This window comes from Paenibacillus sp. J31R30 (assembly GCF_059692115.1).
On sequence record NZ_JCAUAV010000018.1, the window covers coordinates 81422 to 98302 of the forward strand.

A 16881-nucleotide genomic window follows, 5' to 3' on the forward strand; every position below is an offset into this window, starting at 1 on the left:
CTTCTAGCTCCTTAGATGTGATCTATTTCCACTCCAAAACTACAACGCCATTCGATTCTAGCTCGATCCGTTCCGCAAACGAACGTCCTGTGACGAGGTCGACGCAAGTTCTGCCTTTCAAATCAATCACGACCGTATGTTCGAGGTGATTGAGCAAAAAATGAAATGATTTTCCATTATGCTCGCGGACCGTGGTCTCCACGCCGGAAGGCACCGGGATGTCCGGGAGCAAATTCAGCCTCTCGGCAAGAACACGAATCAGCTTATCCGCGAGCTTCTGCTCCGGAAACATTCCGACATAGAGCGCGCTCCCCTTACTGTAAGCGTTTTCAGTGACCGCTGGATATCCGTCGTAATAATCCGTGGTAAACACGCCGAGCGCTTTCGCTCCTTCCAACCGGATGATATCCGCCCACAAGCTGCACGAATAATCTCCCGAACAATCAGGGTCCACCATTTGGAGACTTGAAGTTTGCTCCGGTGTGAACGGATCGAACTCTTCCACGTGGATGCCAAGCAGCTTGCGAAGAGGAGCAGGATATCCGCCAAGATGGACTCGGTCGTTTCGGTCAACGATACCGCTCCAGAAGGTCGTAAGCAGCGTCCCGCCATTTTCGACGAATCGCTCCAACCGATCCGCTGATTCAGCATCGATCATATAAAGCGCCGGCGCAAGCACCAGGTCGTATCCGCTCAGATCCGACTGCGGCTGCACGATGTCTACGGCAACGTTCAATTCGTGCAACGCCGTATAATACTTCATGACCTGCTCACGGTAGCGGATGTCGGCGCTCGGTTTGCCCGCCATCTCCACCGCCCACCAGTTCTCATAGTCGAACAGAATTGCCGTTCGGGCCTTGATCCGGGAGCCGACGACCACTTCCAGACGTTTTAGTTCTTCACCCAGCTGCCGCACCTCGCGGTAAACGCGGCTGTTGACATCGCCGGAATGGGGAACCAGCGCACCATGGAATTTTTCTGCCCCGGCTTTCGACTGCCTCCATTGAAAAAACAGAATTCCGTCGCCGCCCCGGGCGATGGACTGATAGCTCCACAGACGCATCTGCCCCGGCTTTTTCTGGGCGTTGTTCCGCCTCCAGTTCACTTGGGTCGTCACCTGTTCCATCAGAAGGTACGGCTGACCGTCCTTCATGCTGCGCAGCATGTCGAAATCCATCGCCTGGCTAATCGGAATACCAAGTCTCGGATCGGGATACGTATCCAGGCCTACGACGTCCATATGCTTGGCCCACTCGTAGTAGTTCAACCATTTAAACTCCATCATGAAGCTGGCGAGAATCGGCACGTCTGGCGTTACTTCCCGGAGTATCCGGTATTCATTTAAATACAGCTCCAGCAGGCAATCGTTCATGTAACGCGTAAAGTCGAGCTCCTGACCAGGATTGCAGAAGGCGATCGGCGTCGTGCTTGGCGGCCCGATCTCCTCCCACTCGGAATACTTCTGGCTCCAGAACGCCGTTCCCCACCGTTCGTTCAATTCATCCAGCGTATCGTAACGCCGCTGCAGCCACTCGCGAAAACCCGCGATCGCATCCGGTGTGTAGTCTTTTTGCAAATGGCCGCCGTGCTCATTATTGATATGCCACATAAACAGCGCCGGGTGGTTCTTGTACCGTTCGGCGATCCTGCGTACAAGATCGGCGCAGTACTGTCTGAACACCTTACTAGCCGGACTGTAATGCTGCCTCGAACCGTGACGGAACGGATGGCCGTTGGCATCCACGTTCATGGTCTCAGGATAGCGGTGGGTCAACCAGGCCGGAGGCGAAGCAGTAGCCGTAGCCAAATGCACGGCGATTCCGTTCTCTGCGAGCAGATCCATGATCCGATCCAGCCATCCGAACTCAAAACGGTGTTCTTCTGGCTGAATCGACGCCCAAGCAAATATGCCGAGTCGTACGATGTTTACTCCCGCTTCTTTCATTAGCTTCATATCTTCAAGCCATACCTCTTCTGGCCATTGTTCGGGATAATAATCCGCGCCGTACAAAATTTGTCCTAGCTTCTCTCTTCTCCACGTCATCGGTAAAGCTCCTTCCCAGTCAATCAGCTTGGTCATAGTCTTAACTTATCGAACTATTCTCTTCAATCATAACAAGTTGCTCAGTAGCTACCAATACGGAGATCGAACGATTTGCATTGTTATCGTCAGGTTTAGCATGACGCAATTCGTCACCATTGCTAATCGAGAGTTATGCAATCCCCACCAAGCATGAAGAGCAGACGATTCCTATGCTTTTCAGTGGATGACCTCATTTTCCGACGAAAACGCTTCATTTACAATGATAATATAGCGTAAAAATTTGAATTAAAGGATTGGAGAGAGTGCGATGAATTTTTCACCCGTGAAATATAACTTCGAATTTGAGCAAAAACTGCGCATTTGTTTTATCGGGGCAGGTGGACACTCATTCCGGAACATTTACCCTACTCTGCAATACGCTCCGGTGGATCTGGTCGCTATATGTGACACTAATGGGGATCGGGCAATGGCTTATGCGCGTCAGTTTGGTGCGAATGCTACTTACACGGACTATAAGCTAATGTTCGCAAAGGAGAAACCGGACGCCGTCTTTATCGTTACAAGCTATACGCCAGATGGACGTGTGCAAGCCACCAATATTGCAATGGACGCTTTGCGGGCAGGCATTCACGTGTGGATGGAAAAGCCTACAGCTGCTAGCAGTGACGAGGTGCATCAGCTGATTCAAGCAAGCCGGGATAGTGGATATTTCGTGATGACGGGACTAAAGAAACAGTTTTTCCCAGGCGTCGAGAAAGTTAAACAAATCATTAGCTCTCCTGGATTCGGTACACCGACATCAATCTCAGTCAAATATCCGCAATCGATGCCGCCCTTTTCCGATCGTGCCGACCTCAAAAACGTAACTAGTTTCCTGGATCACATCTATCATCCTGGTTCTATTCTTCATTATTTAATGGGCAAAATTGGAACACTATCTTATCAATGGGAGCCTGTAAATGGCAGCTCAGTGACGAATCTGCGCTTCTTATCTGGTGCGATCGGCACGTTGCATATGGATCCCGGCATTGCTCGCAGCAGCCCGCTCGAACGGCTTGAGGTCATTGGCCAAGGAGCTAACGTGGTTCTGGAGAATGGCGTAAAATTGACCTATTATCGCAAAACAAAAAGCGCTAGACCGTATGGAAGAACGGCTTCTTACCTAGTTGAGGACGATGAGGCACCGCTTTATTGGGAGCCTGAATTTTCGTTAGGGCAATTATATAACAAGAACATATTCATGCTTGGTTACGTTCCGGAAGTGCTTCATTTTTGTGAAAGCATTCTATCTGGACAGCCGCCTCAAAAAGGAACATTGGAGGATTCCCTGGAAATTTCGAAGCTATTTGAAGCGTATTGTTCAACACCGGAGGACACTCTTGCAACAATAAATGAATCATAACTTTATTGGATAAACTCATTTTAAGGAGATGGATCGAATGGCAACCGTGATCGACTTACGGAAACAGGACCCTGAACGCTTAATCAATGAAAACTGGGGGAAAATCCAGTGGCTTTGCGGTCAAGAAATTGACCCAGAATGCGAAATGACATTCGGTATGGTCTACATTCACGCAGGTCAATCGAACCCTCGGCACATTCACCCGAATTGCGAGGAGTATATCTTCGTGCTGTCTGGTGAATGTGATCATAGCTTAGGCAATGAAGTGATTCACCTGGAACCAGGTATGCTGCTGCGTATTCCGCGTAATGTGCCTCACAATGCAACAACGACAAGTTGGGAACCATGCCGTATGATCATCACTTATTCCGCACCGAATCGTCAGACGATTGGGGAATGACGACCAATTTCCCGTGCATTACAATTGAAAATTTGCCCGGAATTAAAAACGAAGCACATTTTTTCGTATGTGCTTCGTTTTTTTTATTTTTTATTTTGAAAAAAATTTATTATGAATATCTGTAGCAACTCTATTTTAACTATCGTTCTCCCGTTATTTTAATGAGCTAATAATTTCGATTGTATCTTTTAGTGTTATGGACCTAGAAGAATATTGTCCCAACTTATTTATAACCTTCGGGTTTAATTCGGCTTTCAAAATTATCATTCCATATAAAAATATCCCCAAATATTTCAAAAGCCGGTTTATAGTTTGAGTTTGATTTTTCTATAAAACTTTGGAACACCCATTCGTTATAATGAGCACCTTCTATAATCCAAGTATTTGAATGAATAATTTAGCTCAACAGTTGATCTCTTTCTTCATCAGTTTTTTTAATATCTCTCGGTTTATGTCTCTTCCAAACAACATTATCCAATTCGTAATGTGGAATACTCAGTTTTTTTGAGTGACCCGATCAACTTCTTTGATCAGGTCACTTGAATGAAAGCTGCTAGTTAGACAAGAATTAATTATTGCGGTTCCATACTTTTGTTACTGGTTCCACACTTTTATATCACCAGACAGCAAGAAAAAGCGCCTAACCATTTCTGGCAGGCGCTTAATTCAACCCTTACTCCACCGTCACACTCTTCGCCAAATTCCTTGGCTTATCCACGTCATTCCCACGCGCCAACGACGCGTAGTAAGACAGCAACTGCAAAGGAATCACAGACAACGCAGGTGTCAACACATCCAACGTTTTCGGAATAATGAACGTGCTATCAACGGACTTCTGCAGCTCCGTCTCACCATCCACGGCAATACCCAGTACGTTCGCGCCGCGCGCCTTCACTTCTTTAATGTTGCTCACAGTTTTCTCGAGCAGCTCATGCTGAGTCGCTAACGCGATCACCGGGATATCATCCTCGATCAGCGCAAGCGTACCGTGCTTCAACTCACCCGCTGCATAGGCCTCGGAGTGAATGTAAGAAATTTCTTTCAGCTTCAAGGACCCTTCCAGCGCTACCGCATAATCCAAGCCTCTGCCGATGAAGAACAGATTATCATGCTTCGCCATCTCTTCAGCAACAAACTTCAATGCTTCTGCTTGCTCCAAAATCTCACTAACCTGCGCAGGCAATTCCTTCATCGCGGCAATCACTTCCGCGATTTCCTCAGCTGTTTGCGTACCCAGCGTTTGCGCCAAGTGCAAGCCCAAAAGATAAAACGCGATCAATTGCGACGTGTACGCTTTCGTCGAAGCTACCGCAATTTCCGGTCCTGCCCATGTTGTAATGATATCGTTCGCTTCACGCGCAACGGAGCTTCCTACAACATTCGTAATCGCCAGCACGTGCGCTCCACAACGCTTCGCCTCACGAAGTGCCGCCAACGTATCCGCAGTTTCACCGGATTGGCTAACGACAATCACAAGCGTATCCTTTGTGATAATCGGGGAACGATAACGATATTCAGACGCTACATCCGTCTCAACCGGAATACGCGCCATTTTCTCAATGACATACTTCCCAACCATACCGGCATGGAACGCCGTTCCACAAGCCACGATATGCACACGGCTGATGTTGCGAATCGCCTCTGGCGTAATCGTCAGTTCATTCAACGTAACAGTCTTACCGTCAGGCGAAATACGACTTCCCATCGTATCGCGGTACGCCTTCGGTTGGTCATAAATTTCTTTCAACATGAAATGATCGAATCCGGCTTTTTCCGCCGTAACAATGTCCCAATCGACATGGAACATTTCCCTGGAAATAAAATTCCCCTCTAAAGTCATTAATTCGACAGCATCCCGCGTCAATAGCGCCATTTCGCCATCATTTAGAATAAACACATTGCGTGTGTACTCTAGTATCGCTGGAATATCCGAACCAATGAAGTTCTCGCCTTCGCCGATACCGATAATTAACGGACTAGCTTGACGCACAGCAACGAGACGGTCAGGTTCGAACTCTGTCAGAACACCGAGCGCGAACGCACCTGTCATGTGCTTCACGGCTTTTTGAACGGCTTTAAGGATATCTCCCTCGTACAAACTCGCGATCAAATGTGAAATGACCTCTGTATCCGTCTCCGATACGAAAACATGGCCCTTCGCGATCAACTCTTCTTTCAGCGTAATATAATTCTCAATAATACCGTTATGCACAACGGAGAATTTTAGAGAATTATCAGTGTGCGGATGTGAATTCACATCTGAAGGCTTACCATGTGTCGCCCAACGTGTATGCCCGATGCCAACGCTTCCGTTCAATGGCGTTTCACCAAGCTGCGACTCCAAGTTCGCAATACGGCCTTTAGCCTTCTTAATTTGCAAACCATCCGCCGTATACACCGCAACCCCAGCAGAATCATAGCCTCTATACTCTAGCTTTTTAAGGCCTTCCAATAAAATCTCCTGAGAATTACGCTTTCCAATATAACCAACAATACCGCACATAGTTACAACCTCCAAATTTTTATAAGCCTCTTCTGCAAGGGCTGTTTGTCAAGGATCTCAATTCACTATCAAACATAATTAAATAAACCATCTATAAGGGCGTTCATTACGTGTACATGTCAAAAAAACGTTAATAGATGTTGGATACTTGTCTGTCCGGTCGCCCAAACGATTTTGCTCTCCAACTTAACGGCACTCCTCGTGCCGGAAGGTCCCCGCCGAATGTTTCGAACACCTTCACCTCGTCAACTCACCGCGTAGTAGCAAGCCCAAAGGCCTACATTTCCGTCCCGCTTGCGAGTTCTGGCGCTATTTATTACGAATAACCTCTGCCCTGCCTTTCCTTCTTGAGTAACTTCATCATATGCATTTTATTGTGGTAATGCAACTTGTTTTTGGCATGCCTCATCCCTCATCTCACTATTTCCTAGCAAAATGAGGGACTAGCAACCTATGATTATACTAATTGCTCTTGAATAACCTTCGCAATATCGTGCACATATGCTTCTACTTGCTCTTTATCTGGGCCTTCCGCCATAACACGAATTAAGGACTCCGTACCCGATGGGCGAACCAACACGCGGCCGTTATCGCCGAGTTCATCTTCCACCTTACGAATTGCTTCCTCGATCACAGCGTTATCCTTCAGCTTGCTCTTGTCAGCTACACGGATATTAACAAGCAATTGCGGGAATTTACGCATAATCCCTTTCAAATCGCTGAGCTTACGCCCGGATTCAACTAGCGTATTCACCAATTGCAGAGCCGTCAGAATACCATCACCTGTGGAGATGTAATCTAGGAAAATCACATGACCTGACTGCTCCCCGCCTAGGTTGTAGCCGCCTTTACGCATCTCTTCCATCACGTAGCGATCGCCTACAGCCGTTTGCAGAGCCTTCAAGCCCGCTTTTTCGATCCCTTTGAAAAAGCCAATATTCGCCATCACCGTCGTCACAATGGTGCCGTGGTTCAGCTTCCCTTGGCGATTCAGCGCATCGCCAAGAATGCTCAAGATGAAGTCGCCGTCGACTTCATCGCCCTTCTCATCGATCGCGATCAGACGATCCGCGTCGCCGTCAAAAGCCAGCCCGATGGCTGCGCCATGCTTAACCACCTCGGCGCGAAGCGTCTCGGGGTGGGTGGAGCCGCAATCATCGTTGATGTTGCGCCCATTCGGCTCTGCGCCGATGGTGATTACTTCCGCTCCGAGCTCGCGGAAAATCAAAGGCGCCAGCTCATAGGCTGAGCCATTCGCACAGTCAAGAACAACCTTCACGCCGTCGAAGGACTTCGACACCGTCTCCTTCAAAAACGCCAGATAAAGGTGCTTCGCATCTGGCTCATCCGAAACCGTACCAATCTCGCCGCCTACTGGGCGAGGCAGTTCATCCACAGCTGCGTCCAGCAGCTGTTCAATTTCAAGCTCCGTCTCGTCCAATAGCTTGAAGCCGTCGCCCCCAAAGAACTTAATCCCGTTATCCTCAACCGGATTATGGGAAGCAGAGATCATCACGCCTGCGTCTGCGCCTAGCTTTTTCGTCAAATAAGCAACCGCTGGCGTGCTCACCACACCAATACGAATGACCTCAACACCAATCGATAACAATCCTGCCACAAGGGATGCTTCTAGCATTGGCCCCGAAATACGTGTATCTCTCCCGATCACGACTTTCGGATGCTTCGCTTGTCTTGTTAGCACATACCCGCCGCAGCGTCCAACCTTATAAGCTAATTCTGGTGTAAGTTCGCCATTCGCGACACCGCGCACACCATCTGTACCGAAATATTTCCCCATTTTTATATTCTCCTCTTTCTCTATTCCCCGTTATGGATTTGTCGCTTTTACATTTTTCTCACTGATTTCAACGATCGCCTTCACTTCTTGCGGAAGTCCAAGCTTCACAAAAGTAGGCATATTTAAAGTAACTGTCAATTCATGCTTACCTGGAGGTAAGTTACTAACATCTAGTATCGCTTGAATATCTTGAACTTTCAATTGGTCAATAATGGCAGGAGCACCTTCTACCGTTATGTTCATGGTAGCCGACCCTGGTTGTATGACCTTAGATACATAATTCTCATTTTGACCAATAATCGTAATCGGTACATTCTCTACGGCTCTCGTAATCGATGGCACAATTTCTACGTGAACGTTCACTTTCGCAGGATCCAATTGAGTTACTTTATTCCTTAGAGGAATGTCCAGTGCAAAATCTTTCGTTTCCTTTAGATCCTGCAGATTCAACTGCGGCCCTTGATAGAACTCTAGGCGATCTACGACATCCTGCGCTCCGTATACCGTCACCTTATCTGGCGTTTGCGTGACCATGGCGATGGCATAGCCTTTCGGCGGCTCACCGCTTATTTTCAACTGCAACGGAATCGTTTGGAACGGACTCGTGATTGGCACTTCAACATCCACAACCGAAGGATTTATGTTCAGCGTGACCTCTTTGCCTTCCTTGTCAAAAGCCTGCAATCTAACCTGCTTCGTCACCGCCGATTGTGCTTTATCTACGGAAACCTCGCCGCGGACGTTCTCAATTTGATCGAGTTTACTCGTTTGCGCCGTAATATACACCTTACCTGGCTTCACAATAGGTTGTCCCGCTTTAAGGCCTGCTGCAGGCGTGCCTTTGACATTAATGACCACAGGTACTTCTTTCATCTGAAGCTCTTCAATGATGACGTGGACCGTTCTAGGCACGATCTCCACATCAACATCGGAGGTTATCCCTACTGGTGTAAGTGTAACTTGATGGTCGCCCTTACCAACCTGCGTCAAATCGAGCTGAATCTGATACGTATTACTTGCCGTCACTTTCTTAACGGAAGATTCCTTGCCTTTCAGGATCACCTGTACATTCGCAGGAGACATTGACGAGATGTAGTAATGCGTATCATCGTATTTCGTTGTGATTGATACGTTATTAATAGTCTCTACGCGCTCGCGCAGCGGTGTGTTCCCGGATATATTCGTCTCTTCCATATGCACGACTACCCATAGCAGAATCCCAATGACAAGCGCGACGATCCGTACCACATTCGTATTACGTAACCATTTATCCATTCGAACGCCCCCTCCATTTCAAGAAAGGGTTCTTTTCATTTGCTTTTGTTTTCGGCTTCAGCTCTTCAAAAAGCTTAGAAATCAACGATTCCTCTTTAATATCCCGCACAATATGTCCATTCATGGTTAATGAAATCTGACCTGTCTCTTCCGAGACAATCACACACATCGCATCTGAAACCTCACTCATACCAATAGCGGCACGATGCCGAGTCCCAAGCTCTTTCGAAATGAAAGGATTTTCAGACAGGGGCAAATAACAACCCGCCGCCATCAATTGACCTTGTCGAATAATGACTGCACCATCGTGAAGAGGCGTATTGGGAATAAAAATATTAATTAACAGCTCTCCGCTGATCTTGCTCTCTATCGCAATACCGGATTCGACATAGTCGGTTAGTCCAGTCTCTTTCTCAAAAACAATCAAAGCCCCAATCTTCCGCTTGGCCAAATAATGCGCAGCCCGAATCACTTCACTGATTCGTTTGTTCACATCTTGATCCTCTTCTGATGAAGATCTGCCGCCGAATAGCTTCCCTCGACCTAATTGCTCCAAGGCTCTTCTTAGCTCCGGTTGGAAAATAATAATGACCCCGAGCACCCCGAACGTGAATGCTTGATTCACCATCCATTGGAGTGTGCTTAACTGAAACCAAATACTAATGACCCAGATAATGACAACTACGAGGATACCCTTCATCAGTTGAATGGCCCTTGTCCCGCGCACCAATAGGATCAATTTATAAATCACATAGCTAACGATGAGTATATCGACAATATCCTTAGCCGAGATGCTCGTGAGCAAATCCATTGTATTCTCCCCCAGGCGACTAAACAAAGTTCTCTCTATAAAGGAATCATAACATAAACCTAGGTATACTTCTATTTATCTAGACTCGCCGCGCAAGAATTGGTTCATTTTTCCTATATATTAAATGAAAAAAGCCCCCTATAGTCTCAGCTATAAGGGGCCGTGCACTTATTGCGTGATTTTACCTACGAACTCACCTAATTTATACCAAACCCAACTCAATGCTTCATCGACTTGTTTGACTTCTCCAGCAATATGTGCCGTTGAGGCCAGGTTGACCGAACCATCAATGACGACGACATTCCCCGTTACATCGCCTTCAACCTTCAGTTCACCGCGTTTAACCACAAGATCACCTTGTACAGTATGCCCTTGCGGCACAATCACTGTATCCCCTTGAATAACGACATCCTGTAAGTTACTTCCCTGCACCATAAGATTCTTATCATCATCCCACATCGATACGAAGCTTCCGAACATGACTGTTCCGAAAACAACAGCAACCGATACAGCAGGATGTCTGCGAATCCAATCGGTCCAGGTATTCTTCTTTTTCATCGGTGGTAATCCGCTCATAATCTGTGCAGTTAATGTATCAGGTACTTTGATGGAGGGCAGCATTCTAACCAAAGCATCCGTTTTCTCTAGTTGTTTGAAAGTGTTATGACACGCCTGACAGGCTATCAAGTGCTCTTTCAGTGGTAGAGCTTCAGACTTTGGTAAATCACCGTCGAGGTATTCATGTATGAGCGGGAGGGCTTCTTTACAATTCACGTTATCGCCACCCCTTTCTTAGACTTTTGCATGTTGTGATATACCATACGTTTCAATTTCAAAGATGTTTCAGATTTGAACAGGATTTGTACTAACAACTTGTTCCTCCTGCTCCAGCCTTTTTCGTAAGTACTCACGCCCTCTGTGTACACGCGTCTTGATCGTCGTCACAGGCATGTCGAGCACATCGCTTATTTCTTGCAGGGACATATCATGCAGATACCTGAGAATGACAACCGATTTATATTTCTCCGGCAGCGTCTCAATTGCTCGGTGAATTTGTGCCTGCGTTTCCGATACAATCAGCTGCTTCTCAGGCGTGTCCTCATCACTTGGCAGCATAGCATAATAATCATTGCCCTCGCCATCCGTCATTTCCGCATCCAGCGAATATGTTGGCTTTCTTCGACGCAGCTTATCGATGCATAAGTTTGTCCCAATTCGAAAAATCCAAGTAGAAAACTTCTGATTCTCATCGTAGCGATGCAAATTCGTATACACGCGCAGGAATGTTTCCTGAACGGCGTCCTCGGCTTCTTGCTTGTTATTCAGCATGCGGTAAGCCAAATGAAAGATCTTGTCTTTATAGAGCTCCACGAGCTCAGCAAAAGCATTCCGATCCCCATTTCTGGCCAGCTTAGCCAGTCGTGCTTCAACAAAGTTCAATTGGTTTTCCTCCGGCTTCTCGACAATTCAACTCAAATAAATCCCTCTACTACATATATACGCAGAAATTACGATTTGTTTTCAGAAATTATAATTCCTGCTAAAATTAGCCCCATGCCACCCCATTGTAACCCGCTAATCGGCTCTCCAATAAGGAGATATGCAGCCAGGATAGCCACTGGAAGCTCTACAGAGCCCAACAAAGCAGCGAGTGTACTACCGATCTTGGGTATGCCGATGTTAAATGAAACGGTTGGTAAAGCTTGTCCTAGGAAGCCTAACAGCAATCCCCATAGGATCAACGTTCCACCATTTTCCTGTACAAAAACCGTTGGCGGATACAACACATACATAACGGGCAACGCGGCCGTAAGCATAATCGCAGAATTCATGAGCGGAGGCAGAGAGCTTTTCACTTGTCCCGTAAAAAATAAAAAAGTACTATAGGCTAACGCTGATATAAGTCCATATAGTATGCCCAGAATGCTGAGCTCTCCCCAGTTTGTTTCCAACACATTCACACCCAGTATCGTCCCGGCCAAAATGAGTGCAATCGCAAGCCCTTCCATTCGTTTAGGCCATCTACGTTTCACGATACAATCCATGGCGATCGTCATCCACGTAAATTGAAAGAGAAGAATGATGCATAGGGAAGCATCGAGCTCTTGCAGCGCAATATTATAAACAACCGTTGTTAACGATAAGCCAAAAATACCAATCATCCCAAGCTTAATCCACGGCCCTTTGAAGGGATTCACCCATGATTTTTTATGAAAAAGAATCAATACCCATACGAATAGCGTTCCCATCGTCATTTGAGCTGGTGTAATTTGCCCGTCCGTAAATCCTTGATCATACGCCATCTTAATAAATGAAGAGAGCAAGCCGTAGCTTGAAGCTCCAATAAGAACAAGGACTATCGCCAACCATCGCCCCATGCTGCCGCGCACCTCCTGTCTTGGGCAATTCCCGTAATCAAAGGAAAAGCCGAGCTGCCTGCATACCTGCAAGGCCCCCGACTTTATCATCCTGTTGCTTTTCTTATGTTGTCGTAAAGGATCAGCCTGTATTCCGAAGTCCAGCGGCAATCCCATTGATCGTAAGTAACACTTCACGAAGCAGAATCGCATCATCTTCATTATTTTCTCTTAGCGCACGAAGCTCAGTCAGCAGTTCAACTTGCATGTAGCTTAGTGGATCCACGTAAGGGTTACGCAATTTGATGGACTCTTGAATCACAGGAACATTATCCAGAATCTCTTGTTGACCTGTAATTTGCAAAATAATTGATGACGTTAATTCATACTCATCTTTAATGAGGTTAAAGATTCGCTCTGCAATCGCGGATTCTTTCACCAAGCTGCCATATTCCTTCGCAATGAGAAGATCTGCTTTGGCTAACGCCATTTGCAGATTATCAATCATCGTGCGGAAGAAGGACCAGTCCTCATACATCTCTTTGAGAACCGCTAGGTTATTCTCATTGCCTTGAGCGAAGCTTTGCAAGCCTGTTCCAGCCGCATACCATGCCGGTAGCAGGTATCTCGTTTGCGTCCATGAGAATACCCATGGGATTGCACGCAAATCTTCGAACTTATCGCTATTTTTACGCTTGGATGGACGGGAACCGATATTCAGCTCACCAATCTCCGGAAGCGGTGTGGATTCTTTGAAGAACGTTAAGAAGTCCTCGTCTCTGAAAATAAGATCTTGATACTTCGTCTGCGCTTGCTCCGAAATGCCACGCATAATGTTCTCCCACTTGTCTTCCAGCGGGTGTCTTTGCGGGGAACGGGACAGCTTGGATGCTGTGATCAACGCAAAAGTTGCTTGCTCCAAGCTACGGTAAGCAATCCCTTGCAGGGAATAACGGGAAGATAGGACTTCGCCTTGCTCCGTAATCTTGATGCCGCCACCAAGCGTTTCCACCGGTTGTGCTAGAATGCTTCGGTTCAGTGGCATGCCGCCACGACCTAACGCACCGCCGCGACCATGGAAGAACTTCAACTTCACGCCGAATTTCTTCGCTGCTTCTGTAATATCTTGAAGCGCCATGCGCAGCTCCCAGTTCGCTGTAATCACACCGCCGTCTTTATTACTGTCGGAATAGCCCAGCATAATTTCGTGCAGCTGTGTTTCAGGATCAAGGCTAGCTCGGTAAGCAGGGATCGCTAACAACGTGCTCATGATACCAGGCGCCGCGTGCAAGTCATCAATCGTTTCAAAAAGCGGAACAGACTGAACCGTACTCGTTACCGTACCGTCGCTCTCTCTGCGGTATAGGCCCGCCTCTTTGGCGAATACAACAACCTCTAGCATATCACTCGCGCCTTGTGTCATCGAGATCAGGTAACTGTTAATACAATTACGCCCGAATTCTTTCTGCGCTTTACCTACCGTACGATAGACATCTAAGCATTCCTTCGTACCATCTGTATAATCCAAATACGTTGACGTGATTGGACGTGGATCATTCAGCACATTCGTGAGCAACGAAATCTTCTCATCTTCTGAAAGCTTGCTGTAATCCGGTGTAATGCCCATTTTCGCCAAAATTTCCGTCATGGCATTCTCATGCTCTTTACTATGCTGTCTGATGTCCAGAGCAGCTAAGTGGAAGCCGAAAAGCTCAACCTGACGAATCAGCTTCTTAATGTATTTATCAGCTACATAATCTGCAAAGTGCCCACGCAGACTAGTCTCCATCACTTGTAGATCTTGAATAAACTCCTCAGGACTGTTGTACTTCTGAGCAGCAGGTACATTCGCGTTGCCCGTATTATGAATCTTCTCGATCATATAGGTCGTTTTGATTCGGTACGGCTCTTTCTCATTACGCCATACGTCCTGTACATTCCCCATCGCCTCACGATCACATTGGATCGAATCGATCAAAGCATCGCTCACATTCACAATGTTCTTGCTGAAGCTCATATGCGCAAGAGATTCTTTCAGAATTTCTTCATACTTCTGCAAAGCCAACTGACGGTGCAAACCAAGCGTTTCCCACGTCACATTCGCTCTTACAGATGGATTTCCGTCACGGTCTCCGCCGATCCAAGAACCGAACTTCAAGAAGGAAGGCACATGCCATTTGTCTTCTGGGTAGTATTTATTTAAACAACGCTCAAGCTCATGATAAACCTCTGGAAGTACATCGAATAATGTCTCGTCAAAATAGTACAACCCGTTACGCACCTCGTCGATTACCGTCGGTTTACGGTCACGCAGTTCGTCCGTTTGCCACAAATTAAGCACTTCACCCACCAGCTTTTCACGCAATTGCTCGCGTTCACGGTACGTTAGGTTAGGGTTGTCCAGCTTCATCATATCTTCAGAAATGCGCAGATTAATATCTAGTACTGCACGACGCATAGCTTCCGTTGGATGTGCCGTCATTACGAGCTCAAGAGAGATCGATTTAAGAATTTCCTGCACCTCAGAATAAGGGATATGCGAATTCTTCAGCTCTTGCACGATGCTCTCGATTGAACCAGGTTGTACAGATTCACCAGAAGAGCGCTCATAGTCGCGCTTGCGACGAATACGATGATTTTGTTCAGCAATATTAACTAGTTGGAAGTATATAGCGAAAGCGCGTATCACTTGATGGCGAATTTCCGGATCTAGTGAAGATATGGTTTTCTTAAATTCATCATAGATCTCAATGACATAGTGTGCTCTTAATGACTTGCTCATTTCACGAATTCTTTCAACCACATCCAGCAGATCACTTCCGCCCTGATGTACAAGAACTTCGCCTAGTATGTGCCCAAGAAACCGAACATCTCTGCGCAGCAGGTTATTCGTGCTTTGTTTTTGTAGGACGATCTCACTCTCTACCATTACTCTCCACCCCATCTATTCACTATGATGCATTAATGCTTCTCTCTGCAAAAGCTAGTCGCTATAAAAACTCATTTCAGAATATTTTACCACAATCTGCCCGCTACACATAGTGTTAAAATAAAAAAACCATACGTTTCACGGTGGTAATTAATGTATTGGTAAGATTCCTCGGCATGCGCACAGACTGGCATATTACTGTTAATTCCCCAAACAAAAAGAAAAAGCCACCCGAAGGTGGCTCTCTCTATTAAGCGGGCGGCGGGAATCGAACCCGCGCGATCAGCTTGGAAGGCTGAAGTTCTACCATTAAACTACGCCCGCGTAGTTTAGAAAATGATCGGGACGACACGATTTGAACATGCGACCCCCTGCTCCCAAAGCAGGTGCTCTACCAAGCTGAGCTACGTCCCGATACGTTATAACTTATAATGAAGAATGGCGCGCCCTGAGAGATTCGAACTCCCGACCTTTTGATTCGTAGTCAAATACTCTATCCAGCTGAGCTAAGGGCGCATATAAAATTGGAGCGGAAGACGGGGATCGAACCCGCGACCCTCGCCTTGGCAAGGCGATGCTCTACCGCTGAGCCACTTCCGCAGGGTACCTCATTTGTATGAATACAAGTGAGGATTTAATGCGCGTAGAGGGACTTGAACCCCCACGGTCACCCGCTAGATCCTAAGTCTAGTGCGTCTGCCAATTCCGCCATACGCGCACATTGTAAAAAAGGCAAATGGTGAGTCATGTAGGATTCGAACCTACGACACCCTGATTAAAAGTCAGGTGCTCTACCAACTGAGCTAATGACTCAAGATAAAAATGGCTGGGGATCAAGGATTTGAACCTTGGCATGACGGAGTCAAAGTCCGTTGCCTTACCGCTTGGCTAATCCCCAATAAAAACATGCCGTCGAGAGGACTTGAACCCCCAACCTACTGATTACAAGTCAGTTGCTCTACCAGTTGAGCTACAACGGCATATGAAATTAATGGTGGAGGCTGACGGGATCGAACCGCCGACCCTCTGCTTGTAAGGCAGATGCTCTCCCAGCTGAGCTAAGCCTCCATGGGATGTGAAAATGGTGACCCGTAGGGGACTCGAACCCCTGTTACCTCCGTGAAAGGGAGGTGTCTTAACCACTTGACCAACGGGCCTTACTAATAAACAATAACTGGAGCTTCCAACCGGAATCGAACCGGTGACCTCATCCTTACCATGGATGCACTCTACCGACTGAGCTATGGAAGCAATGGCTCCCCGAACAGGACTCGAACCTGTGACAACTCGATTAACAGTCGAGTGCTCTACCAACTGAGCTATCAGGGAACAATGCTTGGCAACGTTCTACTCTCCCAGAAC

General features: G+C 46.9%; 11 protein-coding genes and 12 tRNA genes. 2 read left to right on the forward strand and 21 right to left on the reverse strand.

Annotated features, from left to right (window positions below; translation table 11 throughout):
- Window positions 1-22: 22 nt before the first annotated feature.
- Window positions 23-2044, reverse strand: a complete 2022-nt coding sequence (locus AC58QO_RS31185) for a beta-galactosidase (RefSeq protein WP_497272490.1) — start codon at window positions 2042-2044, stop codon at window positions 23-25.
- Window positions 2045-2351: 307 nt separating this feature from the next.
- On the opposite strand from AC58QO_RS31185, the gene AC58QO_RS31190 reads away from it, so the two are divergent.
- Window positions 2352-3446: a Gfo/Idh/MocA family protein gene (locus AC58QO_RS31190; RefSeq protein ID WP_497272492.1), complete on the forward strand. Its 1095-nt coding sequence runs from the start codon at window positions 2352-2354 to the stop codon at window positions 3444-3446.
- A gap of 37 nt (window positions 3447-3483) precedes the next feature.
- Entirely contained in the window at window positions 3484-3846 is a 363-nt protein-coding gene (locus AC58QO_RS31195) for a cupin domain-containing protein (protein WP_497272494.1), read from the forward strand.
- 673 nt (window positions 3847-4519) lie between these two features.
- Here the strand turns inward: AC58QO_RS31195 and glmS are convergent.
- The 20 genes from glmS to AC58QO_RS31295 all read right to left on the reverse strand — a co-directional run bounded on the left by glmS (window position 4520) and on the right by AC58QO_RS31295 (window position 16848).
- Window positions 4520-6349 (reverse strand): glutamine--fructose-6-phosphate transaminase (isomerizing), encoded by a 1830-nt coding sequence (glmS, locus tag AC58QO_RS31200; protein WP_497272496.1) that lies wholly within the window; start codon window positions 6347-6349, stop codon window positions 4520-4522.
- Window positions 6350-6806: 457 nt separating this feature from the next.
- A complete protein-coding gene (glmM, locus tag AC58QO_RS31205) occupies window positions 6807-8147 on the reverse strand; it encodes a phosphoglucosamine mutase (protein WP_497272498.1) in 1341 nt (446 codons plus the stop codon).
- 30 nt (window positions 8148-8177) lie between these two features.
- The gene (locus AC58QO_RS31210) at window positions 8178-9422 is read right to left on the reverse strand and encodes a CdaR family protein (RefSeq protein WP_497272499.1); all 1245 of its coding nucleotides are present in this window, start codon (window positions 9420-9422) and stop codon (window positions 8178-8180) included.
- A complete protein-coding gene (gene cdaA, locus AC58QO_RS31215) occupies window positions 9415-10233 on the reverse strand; it encodes a diadenylate cyclase CdaA (protein ID WP_497272501.1) in 819 nt (272 codons plus the stop codon). Before cdaA ends, AC58QO_RS31210 begins: the two co-directional genes overlap by 8 nt.
- Before the next feature lie 168 nt (window positions 10234-10401).
- On the reverse strand, window positions 10402-11007 hold the full coding sequence (locus tag AC58QO_RS31220; RefSeq protein WP_497272503.1) for a zf-HC2 domain-containing protein: 606 nt from the start codon (window positions 11005-11007) through the stop codon (window positions 10402-10404).
- Between the two features lie 69 nt (window positions 11008-11076).
- Complete coding sequence (sigW, locus tag AC58QO_RS31225) at window positions 11077-11673, reverse strand: RNA polymerase sigma factor SigW (protein WP_497272505.1); 597 nt, start codon at window positions 11671-11673, stop codon at window positions 11077-11079.
- 68 nt (window positions 11674-11741) lie between these two features.
- The gene (locus tag AC58QO_RS31230; protein ID WP_497272507.1) at window positions 11742-12611 is read right to left on the reverse strand and encodes a DMT family transporter; all 870 of its coding nucleotides are present in this window, start codon (window positions 12609-12611) and stop codon (window positions 11742-11744) included.
- 121 nt (window positions 12612-12732) lie between these two features.
- On the reverse strand, window positions 12733-15519 hold the full coding sequence (gene ppc, locus AC58QO_RS31235) for a phosphoenolpyruvate carboxylase (protein WP_497272509.1): 2787 nt from the start codon (window positions 15517-15519) through the stop codon (window positions 12733-12735).
- A gap of 253 nt (window positions 15520-15772) precedes the next feature.
- A tRNA-Gly gene (locus AC58QO_RS31240) sits at window positions 15773-15843 on the reverse strand.
- A gap of 16 nt (window positions 15844-15859) precedes the next feature.
- A tRNA-Pro gene (locus tag AC58QO_RS31245) sits at window positions 15860-15933 on the reverse strand.
- A 25-nt stretch (window positions 15934-15958) separates the two neighbouring features.
- Window positions 15959-16035, reverse strand: a tRNA-Arg gene (locus AC58QO_RS31250).
- Between the two features lie 9 nt (window positions 16036-16044).
- Window positions 16045-16119 (reverse strand) — tRNA-Gly (locus tag AC58QO_RS31255).
- A 38-nt stretch (window positions 16120-16157) separates the two neighbouring features.
- Window positions 16158-16237: transfer RNA gene (locus tag AC58QO_RS31260), tRNA-Leu, on the reverse strand.
- A gap of 19 nt (window positions 16238-16256) precedes the next feature.
- Window positions 16257-16332: transfer RNA gene (locus AC58QO_RS31265), tRNA-Lys, on the reverse strand.
- A gap of 10 nt (window positions 16333-16342) precedes the next feature.
- Window positions 16343-16417, reverse strand: a tRNA-Gln gene (locus tag AC58QO_RS31270).
- Between the two features lie 9 nt (window positions 16418-16426).
- Window positions 16427-16499 (reverse strand) — tRNA-Thr (locus tag AC58QO_RS31275).
- Between the two features lie 12 nt (window positions 16500-16511).
- Window positions 16512-16587, reverse strand: a tRNA-Val gene (locus AC58QO_RS31280).
- Window positions 16588-16601: 14 nt separating this feature from the next.
- A tRNA-Glu gene (locus tag AC58QO_RS31285) sits at window positions 16602-16676 on the reverse strand.
- 18 nt (window positions 16677-16694) lie between these two features.
- Window positions 16695-16770, reverse strand: a tRNA-Thr gene (locus AC58QO_RS31290).
- 2 nt (window positions 16771-16772) lie between these two features.
- A tRNA-Asn gene (locus AC58QO_RS31295) sits at window positions 16773-16848 on the reverse strand.
- Between the last annotated feature and the right edge of the window lie 33 nt (window positions 16849-16881).

Excerpts from the sequence above, each read along its gene's own strand:
- AC58QO_RS31230 (WP_497272507.1), bottom strand. The coding sequence starts at position 12,611 with ATGGGGCGATGGTTGGCGATAGTCCTTGTTCTTATTGGAGCTTCAAGC.
- glmM (WP_497272498.1), bottom strand. The coding sequence starts at position 8,147 with ATGGGGAAATATTTCGGTACAGATGGTGTGCGCGGTGTCGCGAATGGC.
- cdaA (WP_497272501.1), bottom strand. The coding sequence starts at position 10,233 with ATGGATTTGCTCACGAGCATCTCGGCTAAGGATATTGTCGATATACTC.
- AC58QO_RS31210 (WP_497272499.1), bottom strand. The coding sequence starts at position 9,422 with ATGGATAAATGGTTACGTAATACGAATGTGGTACGGATCGTCGCGCTT.
- ppc (WP_497272509.1), bottom strand. The coding sequence starts at position 15,519 with ATGGTAGAGAGTGAGATCGTCCTACAAAAACAAAGCACGAATAACCTG.
- AC58QO_RS31185 (WP_497272490.1), bottom strand. The coding sequence starts at position 2,044 with ATGACGTGGAGAAGAGAGAAGCTAGGACAAATTTTGTACGGCGCGGAT.
- AC58QO_RS31195 (WP_497272494.1), top strand. The coding sequence starts at position 3,484 with ATGGCAACCGTGATCGACTTACGGAAACAGGACCCTGAACGCTTAATC.
- AC58QO_RS31190 (WP_497272492.1), top strand. The coding sequence starts at position 2,352 with ATGAATTTTTCACCCGTGAAATATAACTTCGAATTTGAGCAAAAACTG.
- glmS (WP_497272496.1), bottom strand. The coding sequence starts at position 6,349 with ATGTGCGGTATTGTTGGTTATATTGGAAAGCGTAATTCTCAGGAGATT.